The sequence below is a fragment of the Bacillus sp. LJBV19 genome (genome assembly GCF_017797845.1).
GTDB classification, from domain to species: Bacteria; Bacillota; Bacilli; order Bacillales; family Bacillaceae; genus Bacillus; species Bacillus velezensis.
The window spans coordinates 1,770,903-1,797,748 of record NZ_CP072563.1 but is presented as its reverse complement, the minus strand read 5'-3'; the positions used below and the strand labels follow the sequence as shown (position 1 = coordinate 1,797,748).

The following is a 26,846-nucleotide window of genomic DNA, read 5'->3' as shown; positions in this document are numbered from 1 at the left end:
CCGTCCCCTCCTTAACTCAATTGTTGTACATGTCTTGTTACTTTAGGCTGATAGCTTCGCAGTTTTTGCATCGCCGAGCCGTGATGTTCAGGGTATACTTCTATCATTTCTTCCGGTTTTTCCTCCGGCTCTTCCGCCTGTTTCATCATGACGAACTGATTCAACGGGCCGCCGAGCAATCGTTCAAGCGCCGCCATTGCTTCCGGCGCTTCAATTGATCCGACTCCCGCCTGTTTCATCCGTTCTTGATATTCGGCAGATGATACGATTCCGACACTGCCCCAGTAGCTCCAATTCATCACTGCCGCCGAATACGGCCGAACTTGAGCCAAATGAGCGGCAAAGGCATCTTTGAAACTGCATCCGGCAGCATAATTGCTTTGTCCGGCCGCTCGTGCAAATGATTGAACAGATGAGAAGAACAAAGCAAAGTCCAGCGGCTCATTTTGGAACACGCGGGCCATATTCACGCTGACATTGACTTTTGCAGCGAGCACGCTTTTAAAACGGCTTTCCGGCATATTTTTCAGGCTCTGATCCTCTAAAACAATTGCGGAATGGATGATTCCGTTAATTTGCGGGTGCGTGCGTTTGATCGTTTCATACGCCCGTGTGAGCTCATTCGGATTTGCCGCGTCAGCTTCAATATAAATCGGCGCCGGGCCGAATTGGCTGAGTCTGTCGATTTTTTCCTGGATGGCGCTGTTATGTTTTCGTCTGCCGATCCAAACGACTCGCGCCTGATATGTTTTCACGGCATATTCGCTCCATGCCTCGCCGATGCCCCCCGCGCCGCCGATGACGACATAAACGCCGCCTTGTTGGTAAGCGGGCCGGCTTGACACCGGCTGCTGTACAGGAATAAGGCGCTGTTTGTACCAGTGATTGTTCCGGTACGCCCATGTATTGCCTTGCTCATCAAACGGCGCTGAGAACAGCTCCGCCTTTGAAACATCTTCCGGACATCCGGCATCAATCAGCCTTGTTTGCCAGTTCGGATACTCTTTTGCGAGCGAGCCGACCAAACCGTGAATGCCTGCATGAGCCGGATCAATAATGTCCGCCGGCTGTACGGACTGTGTTTTTATTGTGACTGCAGTCAAGCTGATTCGCTTTCCTCCATATCCTAAAGCAAGCATGGCCTTAATCACTCTGTACATCTGGATGACGCCCGCATCCTGAGCTTTTACCATGTCATCAGCGCTGTGAAAAGGAGCGATCCATACGATATGCCCGAAAGACCCTGTTGCTTTCAGTTCAGCCGCAACAGCCTCTATTTCATCCTCCGGGTTGATATGAAGCCGTTTCGCAGAAGGATGATGCAATTGAAAAGCCGCGCTTTCCTCATCCCCCGCGATAAAGACAACCTCTTCCGTCTTATATGCCGGGCTTTGATCACGGAATTCCGCGAGATCCCACACCGGAGCCAGAAGGTTTGCTCCATTTAATGATGTTTCCGGCGCGGGGCCTTCCATCATTCTGGAAGAAATCCCTTTAATTCTGACACAGACCCGGCCGGTCTCATCGCATAAGTCAATGTCCATACGCTGTATTTTTTCATCCGTTCCCCGGGAGCTGACGTACGCCCACATGCTTGTCGTGCACGGACTGAAAATGTCCAGTTCTTCAAGGGCGAACGGCAGTGACAGCTGGTTATCATCTGCGTGCAGCTTCAGACCGATTGTCGCTTGCAAAGCTGAATCAAGCATACACGGGTGAAGAACGTATTGATCTGCCGTTTCTTCGAGAAAGGAAGGCAGCCGGAGCTCAGCTAATGCTTGATTGCTTCCGATATGAATGTGCTGAATTCCTTGTTGTCCGGGACCGTAGTCAATGCCGATTTTGCTGAATAAGCCGTAACACTGTTCAGAAGTCAGTATACTGAGGCCGCATTGAGCTTTCAGTGCGCCTATATCACGGTGCGGAGCCTCCCCGGCGCTGAGAATGCCGGCAGCACCCTGACAGTGTATCTGCCTGCCGCTTGCTTCTGTTTGTGAATCCGTGTAAATGTCATACACGATTTCACCGTTTTCCCTCGGGTTCAGGCTGATTTGCGCTTCAATCGGGCGGTTTCCCGCTTCGATCGGCCGAACCCAAACGATGTTTTTCAGGCGGGTGACAGACGGACGTTCCTTTTGCCCTTTGACTGCCTGAGCAACCGCCGCCCTAGCCATTTCCAAGTAGGCGACGCCCGGCATAACCGGCTTGCCTTTAATAAGATGATCGGTGAAAATCGTCTCTTGTCCCGTAAATTCGGATCGGTACCGCTGCTCTGTTAAATCTGATACATTTTCGTGAAGCAGCGGGTGCAGCACCCGCGACGTCGGCACAGCTTGCGGTTTCTCTGCTTTCGGCCGATTGTCCGTGATCCAGTACCGCTCTTTCGCAAACGGGTAAGCAGGAAGACTCATCCGTTGGGGCTTGATATCTGAATATAAGCCGTCCCATTTGATATCCGCGCCCTGCACCCATAATTCCGCAAGCTTGACATTTTCTCGGCGGCTTATCAGCTCTTCGATATCCGCTTCGCCGTTTGCGCCTGCCAGAATGGATTTCAGGGAGGTTTTACCCGCTTTTCCTTTATAAATGCCCGCTATATCATAACGTCCTTTCGCACAGCTCTTTAGCTTGTCCCGCAGTTCTTCGGCCGAGGAAGCGATAATGGCCGCTCTTTCTTCCATCGCATCACGTCCCTGCTGAAGCGTGTAAGCAACATCCGCAAGATCCGCATCCGTAAAAGAAGCTTGCGCCAGCTGCTGCGCCTGTTCCTGCAGACGCTCTTCTTCTTTGGCCGACAGCACAAAGATTTGAGGGTGTGTGAAAACAGCTGTTTTTCTTTCTTCCTTCGGGATATATTCTTCAATGACGACATGGGCGTTTACGCCGCCGATGCCGAAAGAACTGATTCCCGCACGGCGCGGCAGATGATTCCCGTTTTCGTCTTTCAATGCCGTCCATTCTCTTTTTTCCTGTACGATGTAAAACGGACTGTCTTTCAGCTTGATATACGGGTTGATGACCTCGCTGTGGAGGCTTTTTGCAAGTGTTTTATGCTTCATCTGCATCAGCACTTTGATCACACCCGCGACACCGGCTGCCAGTGACAGGTGGCCGATATTGGTTTTAGCCGATCCCAGACCGCAGTGACTCGCGTAAACGGCGGAATCGCCTGTTTTTTCGTACAGCTTTTGAAAGGCGGATTTCAGGCCGTTGATTTCGACCGGATCGCCAAGCTCCGTTCCGGTTCCGTGCGCTTCTATATAAGTGACTGTTCTCGGATCAATGCCTGCTTTGTCATAAGCCGTTCTGACGACTTCCGCCTGGGCTTTCGGGTTCGGTGTCGTCAAGGAGTTCGCGCGTCCGCCGTGGTTGACCGCGCTGCCTTTGATGACACCGTAGATATGATCGCCTGCTTTTTCCGCTTCTGACAGCTTTTTCAAAAACAGAATTCCGGCACCTTCACTGACGGCAAATCCGTCCGCCCTGTCGGAGAATGTTTTACATTTCCCTTCTTTGCTCAGCGCACCCGCTTTGTCATAAGCGATGTGGCCTTGCGGTGTGACGACGGTATTCACGCCGCCGGCGATCGCCATATCGCAGTTCCCGTTTTCAATGGCGCATACGGCGTGATGAATCGCGACCAGCGAGCTGGAACAAGCCGTGTCGATCGGTTCACTCGGCCCGTGCAGATTAAGCATATAGCTGACGCGGTTCGGCCCCGCTGACGGACTCATATTTGCGGCTGACGCACCGCCGATATCCAGGTCGGAAAACAGTGAGCCGTATCCGGTATTCCCCGTGCCGATATACAGGCCTGTTTTCGTGCCGGAAAGGCTTTTAGCGGAATATCCCGCATCTTCTATCGCTTTCCACGCATACATCATTAACAAGCGCTGCTGGGGATCCATCTGTTCGGCTTCCAGCGGTGAAATTCCGAAGAACAGCGGATCAAAATCCGCAACTCCGTCAATAAATCCGCCCCACTTTACATTTGTTTTGTTGGCTTCATTAAGCGGGTCACCGTAATACTCACGCCAGTCCCAGCGATCCGCCGGAACCTCTGTTATACAATCTTTTCCCTCTTCTAAGTTGCGCCAATACTCATCAATATTTGCGGCCTTCGGAAACACTCCGCTCATGCCGACAATAGCGATCCGTTCCGGTTTATGTTCAGCCGCAGTCTGAACAGGCTGTACGGCAGTTTTTGCAAATCGTTTGTTCCCTGCCAGTCTGATGCCGCCATCATCAGTTACGCCGCTTTGTTTTTCTTCTTTCGGCTGTGTGCTGCCGGCAAATTGTGTTTGATAGTCTTCTGCTAAATGATGCGCCAGGGCTTGAATCGTCGCATATTCAAAAAATACGGTCGGTGTCAGATCAAGCTGATAAGTGTCATTCAGCTTGTTGGCGAATTCCGTCAGCGTAATGGAATCAAATCCGTATTGATTAAACTCCAATTCGATATCGATTTCTTCAATGTTTATTTTCAGAAGCCCGGAAACCTCTTTTGCCAGCAATTCCTGAAGTTTTGCCGTCAGGTCTTTCGGCGCAGGCGTTTCATCCGTTTTCTTAACCGGTGCAAAAGCGGCTGCAGGAGTCTTTTGAAGCAGCTTTTCCCGCATTACGGCGCGGTTTCCTTCCATGACGAGCACGCTTGTTTTCCCCGTGCTCCATGCTTTGTAAAGAGCTTCTATTCCGGTTTCAGTGCGCATCGGCGTTACGCCGGTTCTTTTTTCGGTGAGCTTCGCCATTTCTTCATTGACTTGCATTCCGCCGTCTTTCCAAAGCGGCCAATTGACCGACAATGTATGTCCGTGGCGGTACATTGCCGTAACCAGCGCGTTGCGGTATGCCGCATAGCTGTCCATAAATGCGTTTGCCGCCGCATAATCCGCCTGTCCCGCATTCCCGGTGACGCTGGAAATGGATGAGAAAACAATGAAAAAGTCCAGCGCTAAATGCTCGGTTGCTTCATCAAGGTTGACAAATCCGTCCGTTTTAGGAGCCAATACACTGTAAAACTCTTCGGTTGTTTTCTTTGCGATATACTGATCTTTCATCACACCCGCGCTATGAATGATGCCGTGAAGGCCGCCATATTCCGTCTCAATTGTTTTGACCAGGTCTGCCGCAGTTTGAGCGTTTGTTACGTCAGCCTGCTTGTATTCCGCTTTTGCTCCGAGTGATTCAAGCGATTGCAGCTGCATCCGCTGATTCTCGCTTAAAGCGGAACGGCCTGTCAAAACCAGTGTCGGCTCTTTGACTTTGCGGGCGATTTCTTTCGCGAAAATAAAGCCTAAGCCCCCGGCTCCTCCGGTAATGAGATAAATGCCTCCGTCGTTCCACGGAATGCGTATTTTGCCGCCGGACACAGCCGTTTCTTTGACATCTGCGCTGTATCGGATGCCGTTTTCATATTTGATATGGCTGTCATCAGCCCGTGTTTTATTTTCTCTGATGATGTCTGTGATTTTTCCGTTTTCCGCCGGTTCTATTTCAATCAGCTGGGTTTTCAGTTTTTTATGTTCCAGGCCGGCTGTTTTTAACAGAGCTGAAATCCCTGAGAGCAGCTGATGCTTATCTGTTTTAGAGAGAACCGTCTGGATGAGGACGTCTCCATCCGTCTCTTCCTTCAGCAGTTTTTGCAGCGTCTCCAATATCCGTCCTGTATAATCACGGAAGCGCGCCGCCGCTTTCCCATGCTGGGAGGTCATTTCAATACATTCAGCTCCCGCGGCTTCAACGGCTTGTTTCAATCCGGCGTCTGTGTCACAAAGCATCACGATATGCCGGGCAAAAACCGGTTCCGTTTGAACGGCGGTTTCATCGCTTCGGGTCCATACCGGCTCAAGCATGAGCGTTCTCGGAGCTTTTTCTTTTTTCTCAGGTTCTTTTTCAGCCGTTCTGAATGACAAACCTTTCAGCCTTACGCAAACCTTGCCGTTTTCATCACAAATATCAAGATCGCGTTTTTCAATCTGGCCGGCTTTGTGGTCTTCAGAAAGTCTGGCGTAAACCCACATCTCGGCAGCGCATGCGCTGAATACTTCAAGCTCCTGAACCGCAAACGGAAGCATCAGTTTTTCATCATTTGTTCCGGTTAATATGCTTGATGCCTGCAATGCAGAGTCCATTAAGCCCGGATGCATGACATACTCCTGTACCGTGTCCGCACAAGCCGCATCAAGTGACAGTCTGCCCAATACGAAATCATCACCTGTATAAATCGCTTTGACACCCCGGAAAGCCGGGCCGTAATCAAAACCGATTTTGCGGTACATATCGTACACTTCATCTGCAGAAAACGGTGTCTCGGCGGATTGTGATCTCAGCTTTTGGAGATCAATGACCGGAGCCTCGGCGTCAGGGCGGACTGATACTGCCCCTTGGCTGTAAACGGACGGCTGATCTGTGTCCCGGCCGCTGTAAATGTCGAATTGAACGTCATTTGCCGTTTCAGGAATGAGACGGATGTTGACATGAACCGGCTCGTCTTCAATGGTGATCGGCCGCACCCAAACCGTATTCTTAAGCTTGACGCTTCCTTGTCCGGCCGGAACTTCAGATGCCTGTTCCATTGCTGCGCGCGCCATTTCAAGATGTGCCACTCCCGGTAAAATCGGCACGCCTTTTACAACATGGTCCGCAAGGTAAAATTCTTCTCCTGTATAGATTGAACTGAACCGCTGTTCTGCAAGGTTTGAAGTATTTCTGTGCAGAAGCGGATGAAGCGCGTCTTGTTTTCCGGCAGATATAGTGCTTGTTTTTTCGTGTTTTCCGGTATGTTTCGCCGCCCAATAGCGGTCTTTTGCAAAAGGATACGACGGCAGGCTCATGCGTTTAGGCGGCCGGTCTCCATACAGCTTCGCCCAATCGACGTTCAGCCCTTTGACCCACAATTCAAGCAGCTTCGCGTATTTGCCGCGGGCCATCCATTTTTCAACGGCTTCTTGAATTTCTTCATCTTCCGTCAGCATTTGCAGCGTGCCTTTGTCTATTCTTCCTCTGTACAAGTCCGCGTGCTTATCTCCAGTGATAAACTGTGACAGTTTTTCCTGCAGTTCTTCTGCGGATCCGGCAATAACCGCCAGGCGTTCTTCCATGGCGTCCCTTCCGATTTGGAGGGTATATGCCATAGAAACGAGGGAGGATTGATCGTACCGTTTTTCAGTAAGCGCACGTTTCAGCTGTTTTGCCTGTTCTTTCAGGCGTTTTTCATTTTTGGCGGACAGAACGAAAAGACATGGATCGATTTGAGAATCATCTGCTTCCTCTCTGTCTTCTGGAATGTATTCTTCGATGACGACGTGGGCATTTACGCCTCCGATGCCGAATGAGCTGATGCCCGCGCGGCGCGGCTGTTCGTTTCCGCGTTCGTCCGTCTGCGTCTTCCATTCCATCGTCTCCCGCACCAGATAAAACGGGCTGTCTTCAAGCTGAATGTACGGATTTACCGTCTCACAGTGGAGACTTTTTACTAGTGTCCGATGCTTCATCTGCAGCAAAATTTTAATAATGCCCGCTGCTCCCGCGGCAAGGGATAAATGGCCGATATTCGTTTTGACCGACCCTAAGCCGCAATAGCCGGCCGTTTTCTCTTTTCCGTCTGCAAACGAGCTGAACGCTTGTTTCAGGCCGTTAATTTCAACGGGATCTCCCAGTTCTGTTCCGGTGCCGTGCGCTTCGATATAAGAGACTGTTTTCGGATCAATGCCCGCTTTTTTGTATGCGGCTTTAATGACTTCCGCCTGTTGTTTCGGGTTAGGCGTTGTTAAAGATGCCGCGCGGCCGCCGTGATTCACCGCGCTTCCTTTAATGACGCCGTAAATGTGGTCCCCATCCGCCTCAGCGGCTTTCAGCTTTTTGAGGAAAAAGAGACCGGCTCCTTCACCATGGGCAAAACCGTCAGCCTGATCAGAGAACGTTTTGCATCTTCCTTCTTTACTCAGCGCGCCCGCTTTATCAAAACTGATATACACATCCGGAAGAACAATCGTATTGATTCCTCCCGCCAAAGCCATGTCGCACGTCCCTTCTTCAATTGAAGAAACGGCATGGTGTATGGCAACGAGCGAGCTTGAGCAGGCGGTATCAATCGGTTCGCTCGGCCCGTGCAGATTGAGCGTATAGCTGACACGGTTCGGTCCGACAGACGGACTTGTATTCGCCGCGGATGACCCTTCAATCTCCGCATCGGCATTGGCTAAAAGAGAACCGTAGCCGGTATTTCCGGTCCCGATAAACACACCTGTTTTTGTGCCCGAGAGACTCTTTGACGCATATCCGGCATCTTCAATCGCTTTCCACGCGTGCGTCAGCAAGAGTCGCTGCTGAGGGTCCATTTGCTCCGCTTCCCGCGGTGAAATCCCGAAAAACAATGGATCAAATTCAGCAATTCCGTCAATAAACCCGCCTTGGTTGACGTTTGTTTTATTGGCTTCTTTTGCGGGATCCCCGTAATAGTCCCGCCAGTCCCAGCGGTCTTTCGGAATCTCGGTCATGCAGTCTTTGCCTTCTTTCAGGTTCTGCCAGTAAGCTTCAATGTCTTCTGCCATCGGGAAAATCCCGCTGATGCCTACGATTGCGATCGGTTCCGGCCCTTGGTCCCGCTGCACTGTCTGCGGAAGTGTCTCAGGCAGAGTGCGGCGTCGCTTAACGGCCGGGCGCGTGATTTGAGTCTCTTTTACCGGTCTTGCCGATTGAACCGTTTTTGTATTTACCGCAAACCGTCCGGCAAATTCCTCTTCGTATTCACTGATTAAATGAACGGCAAATTCATGGATTGTCGGATGATCAAAGAAAATCGTCGGCGTTAATGTAAGCCGGTACGTTTTGTTTAACTGGTTCGTAAACTCAGTCATCGAGATAGAATCCAGCCCGTATTTTGTCATTTCTTCATGAGGATCAATTTTGTCAATGTTTACTTTTAACAGTGAGGCCGTCTGCTGTTTTAACAGATGCTTCACTTTTTCAAGCAGGCTGTCAGCATCAATGTCATGACGTACGCCGGTCTCTGTTTCCGGATGATCATTCTCTTTGCGGAACAGTTTTGCTATCATGTGTTTCACATCTCCTTCAAGAACCGTCATCCGGGCTGTCCCGCTCATCAAGCCTTGATATAAAGCCTTGATGCCGGCATCTGTGCCGAGCGGTGCGATTCCCGCCTCCTGCATCAGCATATCTTCCGTCTGCTTTCCTGCCTGCATTCCGCCTTCTTTCCATAACGGCCAGCTGACAGAAAGCGTCTTTCCGTATCTTTGTCCTGCGGCTTGTAAAGAACGGCGGTACTCGGCATACATCTCCATAAAGACATTTGCAGACGCATAATCAGCCTGGCCGACGCTTCCAAGCACACCTGATAAGGATGAAAAGACAATAAAGACATCTAATTTCTCATGTTGTGACGCTTCATCAAGATACACAAGGCCCTTCACTTTCGGAGCGAGAACGTGTTGGTATTCCTCTGCCGTCTTCTTCACCATGTAGTTGTCTTTTATAATGCCGGCACTGTGAACAATCCCGTCCAGCTTGCCGTGCCGTTTGCGTATATTGCGGATCAATCGGTATACTTCTGCTTCGTCCGTGACATCGGTCTGCTCGTAGAAAACAGAAGCGCCGGCAGCACGTACTGTTTCCAGCATGTCTTTCTGCTTTTCTCTGAGAGCGGACCGGCCGGTTAGTATGATGACGGGGTCTTTTGTACGGTTTGCGATCTCTTTTGCAAAAATCAGGCCTAAACCTCCCGCACCTCCTGTAATGAGATAAACGCCTTCGTCTTTCCATGGAATATCCGGCTCCGCTTGAGGTATATCCATTTCTCCCCAATCAGCGGCAAAGCGCTTGCCGTTTTCATATTTCACATGGACGCTTTCGGCATGCATACGGTTTTCGGACGCTTTTTCCGCTATGCCTTCAGCACTTTCTTCCTCCTCGGCTTCGATCATTTGACAGATCAGCTTGGAATGTTCAAGGCATGCGGTTTTGAAGAGGCCGCTAATGCCTGAGAACACCTGCTGTAAGCCTGCTGACCGCGTAACAGCCTGAAATAGAACGCGGCCCTTCGGCTTGCTTTTCATTATGGTTTTGATATGGTCAAACAGCTGGCCCGCATAAGAATGATACCGCTCTGCAATAGATGCGGGACGAGCGTCCAAGATAATGACGCTTGCATGTTCAAGCTTTGCTTCCACGGCCTGTTTTACAGCTTCATCGTACTCACAAAGGAAAATGATATGCTCTTCATACGAAGGCTCGTGGGCCGCCGGTTCCGGCTGCTCTTTCCAGACCGGTTCAGCGAGCAATGTGTCCGTACGGCTGACCGAAATGCCGGCACCCGCGTTTTCTTCCATGATCCGCGTTGAGAAACCTCTCATCCGCACACAAAGCCCGCCGTTATTGTCATATAGATCAATATCGGCTTTTTGGATAGGATCGCCGGCTTTATTGTTCGCACTGAATGTGACGTGCACCCACATATCATCAGCGCACGGATTCAGAACGTCCAGCTCCTCTAAAGCAAACGGCAATGCGGCTTTGAATGGTTCCCCGCTTTCTGTAAGCAGCGCTCTCGTCACGTTTTGCAAATATTCGGCGGCCTGAAGCGCACCGTCCATCATACTCGGATGAAGGATATAATCAGCTTTTGTATGAGAGACGGATTCAGGAAGCTTCAATTTAGCAAGCAGCCGGTCTTCGCCTTTGTATACAAGCTGCACCCCTTTGTATCCGGGCCCGTAATCAGCACCGATCATTCCTTTGTAAAACGCTTGAGATTCGATTGTTCCCTGTGTGCACCGGCGCTTCAGCTGCTCAATATCCGCCGCTTCCTCCGGTTCCTTCCGGATGATTTCAGCGATGCCCTGATTATAAAGAGGAGCTTCTTCACCGATAGAATCGTTACCCCCGTACATTCTGTATTGAATCTGTCCGTCCTCTTCTTCATAAAGTCCGATATGGACACGGACAGCGTCCTGATCGGCTATCACCGGGCGGACCCATACAATATTCTTTAAGCGCAGGCCCAGAGATTCCTCTGTTGCCCCGCCGATGCTTTTCTCCGCCGCGGCCCGTGCCATCTCAAGAGTAACGGCAGCCGGCACGATCGCCATTCCTTTAATGATATGCTCGGCAATAAAATACTCTTTTCCCGTGAATTCCGAACTGAACCGCTGCTCCTGCAAGACGGATGTATTCTGATGTACCAGCGGATGCAAAAGTTTGGTATCTGTTTGCTTCACAGTTTCCTCCGGCCAGAAGCGCTCCTCTGCGAACGGGTAGGTCGGCGCACTGATTCTTTGCGGCGCGGAATCCTGATACAATAAGCCCCAATCAACACGCGCTCCTTCAACCCAGAGCGCCGCGAGTGCTTTCAGCTTTTCATCCCGTGTCTGACATGACGCAAGCTCTTCCATCTCCTGAGCTGACACTTCTCTGCTTCTCACTTTTTCGCCCCGTAAGATGTTTTGGTCATTGCCGTTGATAAAATCCTGCAGCTGACGCTTCAAATCGTGACGATCATGACTGATAAAAACGGCTCTCTCTTCCATCGCTTCACGTCCGGTCTGATACGTAAATGCCAGATCATGCAAGGAAACATCGTTTTCGGCTTCATCCAGAAAGCCGGATAAACAAGATGCATAGGCAGTAAGACGCTGCTTATTTCTCGCTGACAGCGGAACGATAAAAGGCGGCTGTCCGTCCTTTGATCCGCTGATCGTTTTGTTTTCGTACTGTTCAAAAATGGCGTGTGCGTTTGTTCCTCCGAGTCCGAATGAGCTTAACGCTGCGCGGTGCGGCGTCTCTCTCTCCGGAAGCGGTTTTCGCTTATCCGCCACATAAAACGGCGAACCGCTGAATTTGATATTCGGATTCGGTGACGTGTAATTAATGGTAGGCGCCAGCTCCCGGTGATATAAACTCATGGCGACTTTGATGCACCCGGCCAGACCTGCTGCTGTATCCAAATGTCCGATATTCGTTTTTACGGAGCCGATCCCGCAATACTGCTCCCGGTCCGTGTAACGTTTATACACTTGCTGCAGCGCGGACATTTCAATCGGATCACCCAATGTCGTTCCTGTGCCGTGCGCTTCGATATAGGAAATCGTCTCCGGGTGAATATTCGTGCTGTCTAAAACATGCTGGATGACGTCAGTCTGGCCTTTTACACTCGGTGCGTAAAAACCGACTTTATCCGCTCCGTCATTGTTCAGACCGATGCCTCTGAGCATGGCGTATATGTGATCTCCGTCCTGAACGGCTTGTGACGCCTTTTTCAGCAGAATGACGGCCGCTCCTTCTCCGCCCGCCATACCGTCGGCTGAAGCGTCAAATGCCTTGACATGCCCGTCGCTTGAAAAATTCAATCCGTTTTGGTGCACATAGCCGATGCCGGTCGCTGCATGCAGAGTTGCTCCGCCGACGAGCGCGTATTCCGATTCTCCGCTCGTTATGCTTTTGTAGGCTGAATAAAGACCGACTAATGATGATGAGCAATTGGAATGAACGAAATAGCTTGGCCCTTTTAATCCGAGCTTATGGGAAACCATCGTCGGAATCGTACCGCTCTGTGCTAACACCCATGACACATAGCCGTCGGGAGAATCATGGCCTTCTGTCGTTTTTTCCGGCAAAAGCGACCGATACGAATTATTGCTTGCCGACATATATACGCTTGTCTTCGGAATCTCTTTCGATACATATCCCGCGTCCTCGACGGCTTTCCAAGAATGAAGCAGCAGAAGCCGAAGCTGAGGATCCATAAATTCTGCGTCTTTCGGAGAAATGTGAAAGAACTCAGGGTCAAAGAGATCTTTTCCTTCTATCGTCGATAATGCCGGCACATAGTCGGGATTTTCGATCAAATCCTCAGGCACGCCGGCTTCCCGAAGTTCTTCTTCCGAGTAGAAACGGACGCTTTCCTTTCCTTCTCTTAACTGCTTCCAAAACTCATGATGATTGTTCGCGCCGGGGAACTGGCAGGAAATCCCCACTATCGCCACACTGTCTTCAAAGTAAGACGGCATCCCGTTTTGCGGTGTATGTTCTTTTTCTCTTTCATCTTGGCCGGACACCTCTGATTCAGCTGCCTGTTTTGTTTCAACAATAAATCCGCTGATCGCCTGAATGGTAGAGTGTTCGAATAAATCCGTGACGGTAAAATCGCATTCCAGCTCCTGTTTAATGCGTTCTGCCGCTGCAACAGCCAGAAGCGAGTCGCCTCCCACATCGAAAAAGCCGTCTTCGGTTTTGATGCCCGCCGTATTCAGCAGGTCTTCCCATATTGCGGTCACTTTCGCTTCCGCTTCTGATAACGGCAGTCTGCCTGTCTTTTCAGACCGGTGAACGATTACCTTGCGCTGTTTTAGGTCTTTGCGGTTCACTTTTCCGCTCGGTGTTAACGGCAGCGCATCCAGACGGATAAAATGGGCAGGCGCCATATAATCCGGCAGACTCGATAAAAGATGGTTGCGGAGCGCTTTTTCATCTGCCGTATGACCGGAGCGGGCCGTATAATAAGCAATCAGCTTTTTATGTCCGTTCTTTTCCTGAACAACTACCGCCTGATCAAGGATATCCGGATGTTCGCTCAATTTCGTTTCAATCGCTCCCAATTCGATGCGGAAGCCGCGGATTTTCACCTGACTGTCAATCCGGCCGGCATATTCTATATTTCCGTCAGGCAGCCATCTGGCCAAATCACCTGTCTTGTAAAGTTTTTCTCCTTCACTAAACGGATTATCAATAAATGATGCCGCCGTCAGCTCAGGCTGATTGTAATAGCCTCTGGCCAGACCGGCGCCGGCCACGCAAAGCTCCCCGGCCACACCGTCAGGGACGGGGCTGAGCTTTTCATCGACGATATAAAGCCGCGTATTGTGAATCGGTTTCCCGATCGGCGTATTCCTGCTTGTGATTTCCTTTTGGCCGCAGCTGTAGTAAGCGGCATAAATGGATGTTTCCGTCGGGCCGTATATGTTTTCAATTCTGGCATGTTTGAAGATGGAAACTGACTTTTTGACTAAATCTTTCGGAAACGCCTCACCGGCCACCATCACATATTTCACAGGGCCATCTTCTGTAAATGCCGTATGCCGCTTTACCGTTTCCAGAAATACATTAAACACGGCGGGCGCAAAATTCAGATGCGTGACCTGGTGGGTTTGGATGTATTCCATGCAAAGCTGCGGATTTTTTTCTGCACCAGGCGGCAAAATGACAAGCCGTCCGTTTCCGATAAACCAGCCGAATAATTCAGAAATCGAAACGTCAAATACGTAATTCGTTTTTAACAAATAGGCATCCTCTTGAGCGACCGGGTACTCAGCTTCCAAAAACTGCAGCGTATTCATGATGGCTCTGTGCTCAACCATGACGCCTTTCGGTTTTCCCGTGCTTCCGGACGTATATAGAATATAAGCGAGATGATGCGGTTTTGAACGCGGCGTCAGTTGTGCCCCGCTGACAGAACGTCCGCTGTTTTCAATTTCCACCGTGCTCACACCGCCGATGGCCAACTGTTCAATTATGCCGCGCGTCTTTGCTTGCGTTAATACGATTGACACGCCGCTGTCAGTCAACACGTGGGCCATCCGTTCGTTTGGAAAAGCCGGGTCCAGCGGCACATACGCGCCTCCCGCTTTTAAAATGGCGAGGATGCCGATGACCATCTCAAAAGAACGCTCCGTACAAATGCCGACCGGGCATTCCGGTGTGACGCCCTTTTCTTGCAGGTACACAGCGAGCGCCGTGCTTCGTTCATCTAATTCGCGATATGTAAGACTGTTTTCACCGAATGTGACGGCTTCTCTGTCAGGGTGGCGTCCGGCTTTTTCCGCAAACACTTCATGAATGCAGCGCTCATTCGGCTGATGGGATGAACGGCTTGCTTCACGTTTTTGATTAAGCAGGCCGGAACATGCTTCAAAAGCGATCTCCGGATCAGAAAGCACCTTTTCTGCCAGTTTCATATAATGCTCCGCCATTCGTTCGATGAAAGAAGGGCTGTAGACATCCGGGTTGTACAGAAATTGCAGGACGGTTCCCGTTTCTTTTTTATAGACTTCAAGCGCAAGCTCAAATTCGCCTTCCTGATGAATGTCTTCTATCATTTCAATGCCGAGTGATTGATATAGTTCCGCCAGCTTTTCCGCTCCTTCTGTCCGGAAGAAGTTTTGATAGAAAAACGCGGTCTGAAAAACAGGCGACACCGCAGGCGAGCGTTCCGTCTTCAATTCTTTTACAAGCGCGGGAAACGGATACGCGGCATGGTCCAGCCCTTCTGCCAGTGTCAGCTGCAGCTCCTTCAAAAACGACGTAAAAGATTTGGCGCCCGTCTCCCTGCTTCTGACCGCGATCATATTAATAAAGTATCCGATGACAGACTCAAATTGAGCCTCAGAACGCCCCATCGTCGGCATGCCGACGATGACATCTTCCTGATTCGTATATTGATAGAGCAGTCCTTTGAAAATAGCGAGATACACAACGGATTCATTGACATTATTTTTTTGGGCACAAACTTTAATCTGCCGGTTCAGTTCATCAGGAAGCAAGCGCTGATACGCCTGCCCCCTGCAAGTTTGAACCGATGATCTCGGATAATCCGACGGAAGCTCAAGCACCGGCAGCGGTCCTTTCAGCTGCTTTTTCCAATAAGACAGATGCGTTTTTCCCGCCTCACTTTCAAGCAGCTCTTTTTCCCATTTCACAAAGTCATGATAATCTGCGGCCTGCTGAAGCATGACAGGTTCTTTGCCTTCACTTGCTTTTACATAAGCGTCCAGCAGCGCCGACATAAACGTCATAAGAGAGACGCCGTCAAAAATGATATGGTGAATGGTAATTAACACAATCGGCTCCCGCTTCGCCCGCCGGAATACTTGAACACGCAGGAGCGGCCCGGTTTCAAGCGCGAACGGTTCTTTTGCTTTTTCTTTAATAAACGAAAGAGCGTCACGCCCGCTTAATTCGGAAAGATCCATTTCTTCAATCGGAAAATGCCGATCCGTATCTTCTATCTGATACGGAAGGCCGTTTTCCTCTTTTATCACACTGGTCAAAATAGGGTGCTGGCGCTGCACGGACAAAAGGGCGTTTTTGAATGTCTCGACATCCAGCTTTTGAAAACGAAAGCATAACGGAATGTTATATGCGCTCATCTCCGGAAACATTTTCTGAAGCATCCACAAACCTTTCTGGCCTTCAGAAAGCGGACGTTTTGCAGTTGTCCGCTTGAAAGCCTGAAGCTTTTGTTCTACTTCAGCGATGGTGAGCGTTCCTGATCTGTAGGCATCGAGAAGTTCTTTATGATTCATAGGTCTTACTCCCTTCTATGATGTCTTGCACTCTTTTAAAATCTAATGTCCCCTCAGAGACCTGTTTCATCATGGCGATGATCTCCTGATCCGTATACTCCTTGTTATCCGGAGCGGCGGCTTCTGTTTCGGTTTCTTCCGTTCGGTAAAACGTTTCGATCGCTTCTTTATGTTCTGTCAGGTAATAGCTGATGACGTCTCCGAGCGTGGCATAGCTGTAAAATAACGCCGGAGTGACTTCAATGCCGTAATGACTCGACAAAAGAGCGGCAAATTTGGCTAAATAGATGGAATCAAATCCGAATTCCGCCCAGTTTTTATGCAGGACGAGTTTATCTTTGGATATTTTCAGCAGACTGTGTATCAGCTCTTTCAAATCCGCTTCGAGCCGTTTTTCCGCGCTTTCTTCCGGGATGCGGCGGCTCACGGTTTCCAAAAGCGCATCCGTTTTTAATGAATCGTCCCGCCGTATGCCTAAAAATCGTTCGGCACGGCTTCTTTTGCCGGCAATGACAAGGCACTGGGTGTTGTCTTGAGAAATGATGCGCTCAAAAAGCTCAATGCCTTCATCTGTTTCTAACAGGCGCTGACCGCTTGATTTCAGGTACATGCCCGTCGTCTCTTCACCGCCGACGGCCATTCCGCCGTTTTTCCAGACCGGCCAGTTTATGACAAAAGCGTTTCCGCTTTCGGATTGTTCGTTTTTATAGCGGGCATACGCCATTTGGAACCTGTTCGCGACCGCGTAATCACAGCAGCCGAAATCCCCTAAAACAGCCGATGTGGATGAAAAGTAGCAGATGAAATCAGGCGTTTCGTTTTTCAGCCACTCGTCAAGAAGCAGGCTTCCGTTTATTTTCGGTTCAAGCGTACTGCGGAAATTCCCGATTTCATTTTCAAAGACGGATGTTCTGCTTTCGATGCCCGCCGCATGAATGACGCCGTGAATGGCTCCGAATCGTTCTTTCGCGCGCTTGATGCAGTCGCCCATTCCGATCGGATCACAAACATCGGCTTCGGCGTAAAGAACACCCGCGCCGAGATTTTCCAGGTCTTTCATTTTTTCTTTCTTTTCTTCATTGATCGGCGACCGCCCCGTGAGAATGACATTTGCCTGGTAGTTCCGGGCGAGATGGCGGGCAAATAAGTAGCCGAGCCCTCCTAATCCGCCGGTAATGAGATATGTTCCGCCGGTTCTGATCCTGCCGTTTTCTTTCGTTAGTCCGGTTGGTTCGGTGTGATAGACATATCGTTTTCCCTCTTCCAAGAAAACGGTATGGTCTGTTTCAGCTTTCAGCTCGTCCCAAATCGTTCTCACCCAGTCCGTTATGGCCGCACTGGCTTTTCTGAAGTGGCCGGTAACACTTGTTTTCGGGAGAACAATGCCGAGCGAACGCTCAAAGCCGATCCATGATTCCAAGTAGCACCTTTCCAGACCGGATGCATATTCCCCCGCCAATAACAGCCTTTCCGGCTGCAGACCGGTCTCAGCCATTGCTTTAAGAATATGAACGATACATGAATAATCTTCGATGCAGCTTTTATCTTCAAGCGCCCATAAATACAAAATGGCAGAAGCCTCACCGTACTCTTTTTGAATATCCGCAAAAGCGTTCACATATGATTGCGGATCTTCCCGCACCACTTGGCAGCGGCCGGCGGACAGAGCCTCATACCGGTCTCCCTGAGCGATAAAAATAACGTCAATGTCACTGTCATACGATTTGACCACAGAGACGGCTTCCTGCTGCTTCTTCTGATCAGATAAGAAAGAAATCACCGTTTTGACTTGCTTTGCTCCGGCAGCCGGCAGAGCCTGTTCTTTAAGAACTTCTCTAAAAGCCATTACTTCAAATTGTTCCGCCGGATCACTTTCATCAGCCGGCGCGTTAACGGGTGCGGCCTTGCTTTGTACAGGCTGCTGATGCCAGAAGCGTTCTTTCGCAAACGGATAAGCAGGCAGGCTGATGCGGGCCGGAGGACGGTCTCCGTATAATTTCGCCCAATCGATGTCCAATCCTTTTACCCAAAGCTCAAGCAGCTTAGAATATTTCCGTTTGCTGATCCAAGCGTCTATGATTGTTTCCATATCATCATCCGCCGAAAATACGGCAAGCATCCGTTTGTTTTCTTCCGTGCCGTCACGGTGCAGTCCGGCGCTGTTTTGTCCGGCGATAAATCCATTCAGTTTTTCCTCAAGTTCATGAAGTGAATGGACGATAAAACCGAGACGCTCTTCCATCGGCACCCGGCCAGTCTGGAGAGTAAAGGCTATGCTCATAAGGTCGCTGCCGCTGTATCTTTTTTCACGGATGGCGTCTCTGAGCTGTTTTGCTTTTTCAGTGAGCCGTTCGCTGTTTTTCGCGGACAGGACGATGATGGCGGACTGATCTGCCGGCGTTTCATCAGGCTCTTTGTCTGCCGTATATTCTTCTATGACGAGGTGGGCGTTTGCTCCTCCCGCGCCGAAGCTGCTTAACCCCGCCCTTCTCGGAAGCTCTTTGCCGCCGATGACGGGACGTTTCCACTCACCGAGCTCCTGCTGAACGGCAAACGGCGTATACGCGAAATCAATATTCGGATTCAGCTGTTCCGCGTGCAGGGACGGCGCAATTTGGCGGTCTTTGAGCTGGAATAGTATTTTTGTCAGACCCGCAATGCCCGCGGCGCTTTCACAATGACCGATATTTGATTTTGCGGAGCCGATGGCGCAAAACTGTTTGTCTGTTGTATCCTCTTCAAATGCTTTCGTTAATCCGGCGATTTCAATCGGATCTCCTAATGCGGTGCCCGTACCGTGGGCTTCAATATAACTGACGGTGCGCGCCGGAACGTTTGCCCTTTCGAAAGCTTCTTTTATTAAGGCGGCCTGCGCATTCGGATTCGGAACGGTGTATCCGTTCGTTTTGCCTCCGCTGTTAATGGTGCTTCCTTTAATCACACCGTAAATGTGATCATTATCGGCAATCGCTCGGTCTAACGGCTTTAACACGACCGCGCCTACCCCTTCTCCGTCGACAAAACCATCCGCTCGGTCTCCGAACGATTTGCACGTGTCGCCTGCGGAAAGCATGTTCATGACTGACAGATTCATATAATGGATCGGGTCGGTCACTATGTTTACACCCCCGGCAATCGCGCATTCGCTTGAACCGCTGTATATGCTCTCAAGCGCCAGATGAATGGCCGTCAAAGAAGAAGAGCAGGCTGTATCAACGGCAATGCTCGGCCCTTGGAAATCAAAAAGGTAAGATACCCTGTTGGCAATGGACCAGTAGCCGTAGCCTGTCGGGTAGTTTTTGTTCATCGCGCCGGCAAAAACACCGATTTTTCTGCTTTGGCACAGGTTGTCAGGCGTATAGCCGGCATCCTCGATACTCGCATACGCCGTTTCTAAAAATAATCGCTCCTGCGGGTCCATTCGCTCTGCTTCCAAAGGAGAAATCTGAAAGAACAGCGGATCAAACTTGTCCATATCCTCAATGAAGCCGCCCCATTTCGTATAAATAGAGCCTTCTTTACCTTTCTCTTCATCGTAGTAATCCTGCCAGTTCCAGCGTTCCCGCGGGATTTCTTCTATGCAGTTTTTTCCTTTTTTAATATTAGCCCAAAGCTCAGCCGCTGTTTTTGCCTGCGGGTAGCGTCCTGAAACACCGATGATGGCCACGTCGCGAACCGAACTTTGCCGGACCGTCTCTTTGGCTGCCCGTTTTTCCCTCCGCCGCCAGTCAGTGCGAAGCGGCTTAGCCGGCTGTACAGCCTGCGGTTCTGGTGATGCCTTCCGTTCTTCCTGAACAGGCGTTTGTCCCGTCAGTTTGATCATCGCGTCTTTTTTCGTTTTGATTAAGTGAGCGACGAGCGCCTCAATCGTCTGATATTCAAAAAATAAAGTGCTGCTGACTTGGTCCAATACATTTCGTAACGCGTTTGTCAGCTGTACGACGACGATAGAATCAATTCCGTATTTTTCAAGCGGCGCTTTCGGATCAATTTGAGCCGGCGGAATTTTTAATGTTTCTCCGATTAACGTTTTCAAGTACTCGGTGCTTTTTTCTGTTAAAGACGTGTCGCCTTTTTGCACCGTTGTTTGCGCCTGAAGTTCCGGCGCTTGCGCTGCTTTTGGCGGTGCGGTCCGTTTTCCGGCCCCTGCTTGAAGCGTTTTTTGGCGAACAATGCCGTTGCTTGTTGCCGCTATAATCTGATGGCTTAATTCATGTGCCGCCTCTGCCGGGAAGAAGACAGAATGCCAGCCTTCACTTTCTAACACGCGCTTCCAGCTTTCCGGATACAAGCCCGGGCACCCCGGAATACGAAGGGCGGAATCTTCATGCAGCCACCAGCCTTCAAGCAGTCCGAAAGTAATATGCGGGAACAGGCTGTTTCCCGCCATTTCATTTAAGAGCAGCAAACCGTTGTCTTTTAAAACGGCTTTGGCGTTTCTCAGCGTCTGGCGGATGTCTTTCGTCGCGTGGAGCACATTGGCCGCAACGACGATGTCGTATGCGCCCGGCTCTATGTCCTGGCCGGCAAGCGGCGCTTCTGCGTTAAAAAGCTGATACGTCAGATAAGGATTCCGTTTGCCGTATTCCGTCTCCGCATGCACGAGAAAAGCTTTCGATACATCGGTGTAACAGTATTCTTTTATATGGTTTTGATACGGCCTAAGCTTTTCAAATATGCCTGCGCTTGTGCCGCCTGTGCCCGCTCCGATTTCCAGGATGCGGATCTCGGCTTTTGAATGTTTGCTGATGTTTTCTTTCACATAAGCCATTAATGTCTCTGACAGGGCGCTGTTAAAGTAATCCGCGACTTGATTGTGCTTATAAATTCCTTCAACAAGTTCCATTGAAGAGTGCGGGAACATGATGTCTGTCGCCGGCACTTCTTCCCGCAGAATGTCCGGCAGTGCTTTAAGCATCGTCTCGGCTAAAACAGTCATCGCTTTTGTATCGGCGTTATTGAGCCATTCCTCTTTTTCCCGCTCCCATTTTTGCCATAGCGAGGCGGTTGTGTTTTCGGCTCGCGCCGACAGTTTATATGAATCCGCATTCCCTTCCAGATAGCCATGTTCCAGAAGGAAAGCGATCGTTTGATTGAGCCATTTTTTAAAGTATTCGTGTTCGGGCTCATACGCTTTAAGGCTTTGCGGCGTCAGCAAGTCTGCTTCTTTAAGCTGGGCGATCAAAAGCTGATACAGAAAATCATCGAGCTCCTGATGGTCAGCCTCTCTAACAAGACGTGCGCCGGGCGGAGCGACCTTCGGCTGTTGTGAAAAGACAAGCGGCTGAGGCGGATAAACGGAAATCTTTTCTCTTTCATTCATCCCTTCGACTGCGACCGGTTTGGTCGTATGAATGAAGGCCGCCTGATCAATCGGCAGCGTCATAAGGGTTTCAAGCGCCTCCATTGCAGCGTCCGGTTCGATCAATCCCAATCCGATCTGATCCATCAGCTGAATAAAATCACCGTCTTCAGCCGCTTCGCTGTTGCCCCAATAGCCCCAGTTCATCACTTTGACCGGACAATTCCATGTCTGATCAAGTTCTTTCGCAAATGCGTCACTGAAAGCGCATCCTGCGGCATAATGGCTTTGTTTCACATTATGGATAAATGCCACAAGCGAGGAGAAGAAGAGCGCAAAGTCAAGCGGCTCCCGTCCAAATACCTCCGCCATGGACACACTTACATCGGCTTTTGCCCGCAGCACCGATTTGAACTCTTCTGTCTTCATATTATTTAAGCTTTGCTCAGACAGATCCATTGCCGAGTGGATGATTCCGTTCATTTTTGTGTGGCGCTCTTTTATGAACTGATAAGCCATCTCTAAGGAAGCACTGTCGGCGGCATCGGCGGAAACATATTCAGGCGCCGGGCCGAATGCGCTGAGCCGGTCGAGTTTCGCCTGTATGGAATCATTCAGTGTGCTTCTTCCGATCCAAATGATGCGTGCTTTGTAGCGGCGGATCATGTATTCACTCCATGCCTCGCCAAGATACCCCGCGCCTCCGATCACGGCATAAACCCCGCCTGTTTGGTACAGCGTGCCGTTCTTCGGCATATTGTCAAGCGGTATCAGCTGCCGCTCAAACAGCTGCTGATTGCGGTACGCCCAAATTTGACCGTTTTTTCCGGCAGAAAGACTGAGCGCCTCTTCGATCGGCCAGCTGCCGTCCGTTTCTGTGTCAATCATGCGGATATGCCAATGCGGATATTCTTTCGCCATTGTTCCGGCAAGTCCGCTGACTGCGGCTTGTGACGGGTCGGCGCTGTCTTGATCCGAAAACGGCTGGGCATTTGCTGTGACGATGCACCAGTCCAAACGTTTTTCTCCGTACCCTAAGGCAAGTAATGCTTTCATCAGCTTGAACACATGAAGAACGTTCCTTTCCTGTTCCTTGAGGCTGTCAGCACTCTCAGCCTGCGGAGCAAGCCAAATGATTTGCTCCAGTTCTTTTTGTCCTTCAAGCATGTGCGTAAGAGATGCGATATCATCCGTGCTTCTGATCGGATAATAGGAAGCGTTCGGCAGATGTTCTTTTATGCGCGTATGTCTCGAATCCGTTCCGCTGAATACTGCCGTCTGCCTATCCACCGCTGCTTCCCCGGCTTTTTCAAGCGCAACAGGCTCCCATGCCGGAATCAGCATCGTATGGCCGACAGGCGCCTCCGAGGTTTCTCCGCCCGCTGTTTGGCCTGTGTCAAGGGCCCGAACGGACGCGCCTTTCATCCGGACATAAACCGTACCGGCATCATCACACATATCAATGTCAAATTTTCTTACGTTGTCATCTGCTTTGCTTCCTTCTGTGTACCGGATATATGACCAGATATGTTCAGGACACGGTCTGAACACTTCCACTTCCTGCATCGCAAACGGCAAAGAAAGCTCGTGGCTGTCTGCATCGTCATGTATCGAGCGGACAAGCAGACCGACGGAAGCGTGAAAAGCGGCGTCCATCATACTCGGGTGAAGCGTATACTGTTCTTTTTTGTCATGTACGGCAGCTGGGAGTGAAATACGGGCCAATAATCGGTCTTCTCCAAGCAGCAACTGCTGTACGCCCCTGTATGCCTCTCCGTAATCCAGACCGATCTTCTCAAAAGCACCGTAACATTCTTCCGCAGTCACGATTCCTAAATTGCAGGAAGCTTTGACAGACTCGATATCTATCTGGGCGCTGCCCTGTTCGGTAATGACCGCTTCACCCTGGCTGTGAATAACCGGTTCCTCGCCGTTTTCTGCCTCACTGTATATTTCATAGGTAATCTCACCATTATCTTCTGGGTAAAGGACAATATGTATTTCTTTCGGTTTATCTTCAATCATGACCGGACGGACCCAAACAACCTGTCTGAGTGTGACGCTATGGCCTTTTTCCGTCACGGCAGCGGCCTTTTTGACCGCCTCTGCGGCCATTTCCAAATAGGCGACACCCGGCAGTATTTTTTGTCCGTTGACGACATGGTCAGATAGGAAAAATTCATCTCCCGTAAAAAGAGACGTGAAGCGCTGCTGCGAAAAATCTGACGTATTTTCTTGTAAAAGCGGATGCAGCACTGTGCCTGACGGGCTTTTCTCCTGTTTTTTCTGCTGCGGAATCCAATAGCGTTCTTTTGCAAACGGATAAGTCGGAACGCTTGTTTTACGCGGTTTATATGAACCGTACAGCTTATTCCAATCTACTGTTTTCCCTTCTGCCCATAACTCGGCAAGCCGTATCGGATCATCCGTCTCAGGAGCGGGTTCGCTCAGTTCCGGCAGCTCGGCTTGTCCGCGCCAAAGACCGGGGATGTTTTCGTTTCCTTTTACGAAATCATTCAGCTTTTCTTTCAAGTCGCGGGTGTCATTTACAAGGAAGACAGCTCTCTCCTCCATTGCTTCACGTCCTGTCTGAAGAGTATAAGCCAGTTCAGACAGCACCGTCTTTTCTGAAAGCGATCGGGCTAGTTTTTCCGCATAGGCCAGAAGCCTGTCTTTATTTCTTGCTGACAGCGGGATGAGTTTTGCTGCATCGTTCTCAGGTGCAGGCGCTTTTTGTTCAGGCTGAATGTATTCTTCTAAAATGATATGGGCATTCGAACCTGATGCACCGAAGGAACTGAGTCCGGCCCGGCGCGGATAATGTGTGACTTTACCGTTCTCTTCGGCTGCCGGCTGCTTCCACGGAGCAGTCTGCTGCTGTACGTAAAAAGGAGATCCCTCAAATTTCAGGTAAGGATTTAATTCCGCAGAATGCAGTGATTTGACAAGCGTTTTGTGATGAAGCTGCAGCGCCGCTTTTGTTAACCCGCTGATCCCCGCCGCTGATTCTGCGTGACCGATATTTGATTTGACCGAACCGATGGAACAAAATTGCTGATCCTGCGTCCCTTGGCTGAACGCTTTTGACAGACCTTCAATTTCAATCGGGTCTCCTAACGAGGTACCCGTGCCATGGGCTTCCACATAACTGACGGTCCGCGGGCTGATACCTGCTTTTTTCAGACAGGCCTTAATGACTTCTGCCTGTGCAGCAGGACTCGGGACGGTAATTCCGCTTACTTTCCCTACGTGGTTAACGGCGCTTCCTTTAATGACCGCGTAAATGCGGTCGCCGTCTTGTTCGGCTTTTTCCAGCGGCTTGAGCAATACCGCACCGACTCCTTCTCCGGAAACGTAGCCGTCCCCGCCCTCGCCGAATGTACGGCAGCGGCCGTCACTTGAGTGCATGCCCACGCTTCCGTAGCTGAGATATTTCGCCGGGTGCAGCGACAAGTTCACCCCTCCCGCAAGCGCGGCTTCACATTCGCCGCGGCGGATGCTTTCAATGGCCAGATGGACGGCGGTCAATGATGAGGAACAAACGGTATCCACCGCGATGCTCGGCCCGTGGAAGTCACAATAATAGGACACTCTGTTGGCGATCTGCGCATAATTCAGTGAAACCGGAAAAGGATCAGTTTCAGATAATTGTTCTGCGCCGATTAAGGAATAATCTTTATGCATCACCCCTGCAAATACGCCGATCGGATGCTGTTTCTCCCCTTTATTTCCCAGCGTTTCAGGCGTATACCCCGCATCTTCAATCGTTTCCCAGCATGTTTCTAAAAACAGGCGCTCCTGCGGGTCCATCGTTTCCGCCTCACGCGGTGAGATTCTGAAAAACTGCGGATCAAAGCAGTCGGCATCGTCAATGAAACCGCCCCATTTTGATACTGTTTTTCCTGACGGGGACGTTACGTTTTTATATGTTTGCCAATCCCATCGGGACTTCGGAACTTCAGTGATACAATCCGTGCCTGCCTTCAGGTTTTCCCAAAACTCCTCCACACTTTTCGCTTTCGGATAGCGGCCGGCCATTCCGATAATCGCGATGTCTCCGGTGTTTTTATGATGTTCTGGCGCGTCCGGTGCTTCAGCTTCAGACCGTGATGGTTCGGCTGCACGTTCCGCACATTCAAATGAACCAGTCTTTTTCAAAAAGGCTGCGAGTTCTTTTATATTTGTATATTCAAAGAGAAGAGTGGGCGCGAGGTCCGCACCCGTCTTTTTACTGATATCCTGTACAATCTCAAGCAAAGAAGATGAATCCAGCCCAAGCTCATAGTAGCCTGCAAGAACGTCCAGCGTCTCCCAAGGCTGACCAAGCTTATCAGCCAAAAGCTTCTTTAAAAACAGAATGATGTCTTTTTCATCTGTGCTTTCCGGCTCAGCTGCAGCCTGTTGATTCTGTTCGGCTGTATTCGCGTCTTCTTCGAGCCGAACCGCTTTTCCCGTAATGTTTTTAAGCTCCGCCACCTTTTGTCCGGATCGGCTGAAGTACTCGATCGTCATCGTTGTGAGTTCTTTTTCCTGACGGACGCCGGAAGCGGCGATACGCGCCGTGCACTCTGATTGCAGCCTGTCGGCGGCCGTGAACGATTCATAATATAAAGGCAGGTGAAGCCGGTTTGTTTCAGAAAGCAAACCGCTCGCCCCGATTCCGCTCGCATCCAAAAGGGCCGGATGGAATAAAAAGAAATCTTTTCCTTCTTCGCAAGAAAGCTCAGCCAGCATGCCGCCTTCTGTTTCGTACAATCGTCCGTTCGATTTCATCATGCCGGAATGAACCAAGTCATGATCCAGGCAGCGGTTATACATGTCATCAAGATTCAGAGATCTGCCTGACTGCTTCACATCGCCGAAATCAATGGTTTCGTCAAATGTCACAGCGTCCCTTTTCACCATTTCAGCCGTCGCATATTGTATATTGTCTGACAGCTCGTCACCTTGCTGTTTCTGCCCTGAAAGGGAGATGAGCCACTTTCCATCTCCGCTATCAGAACATTGAATGGTCAGAATGATTGCAGCCGTTTCACTGACGGTTAAAGGCTGATAAATCGTAACGTGCTTCAATTCGAGCTCATTGTATACATAACCGTGTTCCTGAAAAACCTGATAAATCAAATCGATATAAGCAAGACCGGGCAATACCGCTTCACCAAAGACCATATGGCCCTTCATGATGGGATGATCCAGTGAGATATTGATTTTTTCCGATATCATTCCTTCCC

Annotated in this window: 2 protein-coding genes; both read right to left on the bottom strand. The window is 50.2% G+C overall.

What is annotated here, in order from left to right; genetic code table 11:
* Window positions 1-11 precede the first annotated feature (11 nt).
* A complete protein-coding gene (locus J6600_RS08695) occupies window positions 12-16,313 on the bottom strand; it encodes a non-ribosomal peptide synthetase (protein ID WP_209388258.1) in 16,302 nt (5,433 codons plus the stop codon).
* Window positions 16,303-26,838: a type I polyketide synthase gene (locus J6600_RS08690; protein WP_209388257.1), complete on the bottom strand. Its 10,536-nt coding sequence runs from the start codon at window positions 26,836-26,838 to the stop codon at window positions 16,303-16,305. Before J6600_RS08690 ends, J6600_RS08695 begins: the two co-directional genes overlap by 11 nt.
* Window positions 26,839-26,846 lie beyond the last annotated feature (8 nt).

What these genes read in the sequence shown, in the direction of transcription:
- J6600_RS08695 (WP_209388258.1), bottom strand. Translation starts at nt 16,313, where the DNA reads ATGAATCATAAAGAACTTCTCGATGCCTACAGATCAGGAACGCTCACC.
- J6600_RS08690 (WP_209388257.1), bottom strand. Translation starts at nt 26,838, where the DNA reads ATGATATCGGAAAAAATCAATATCTCACTGGATCATCCCATCATGAAG.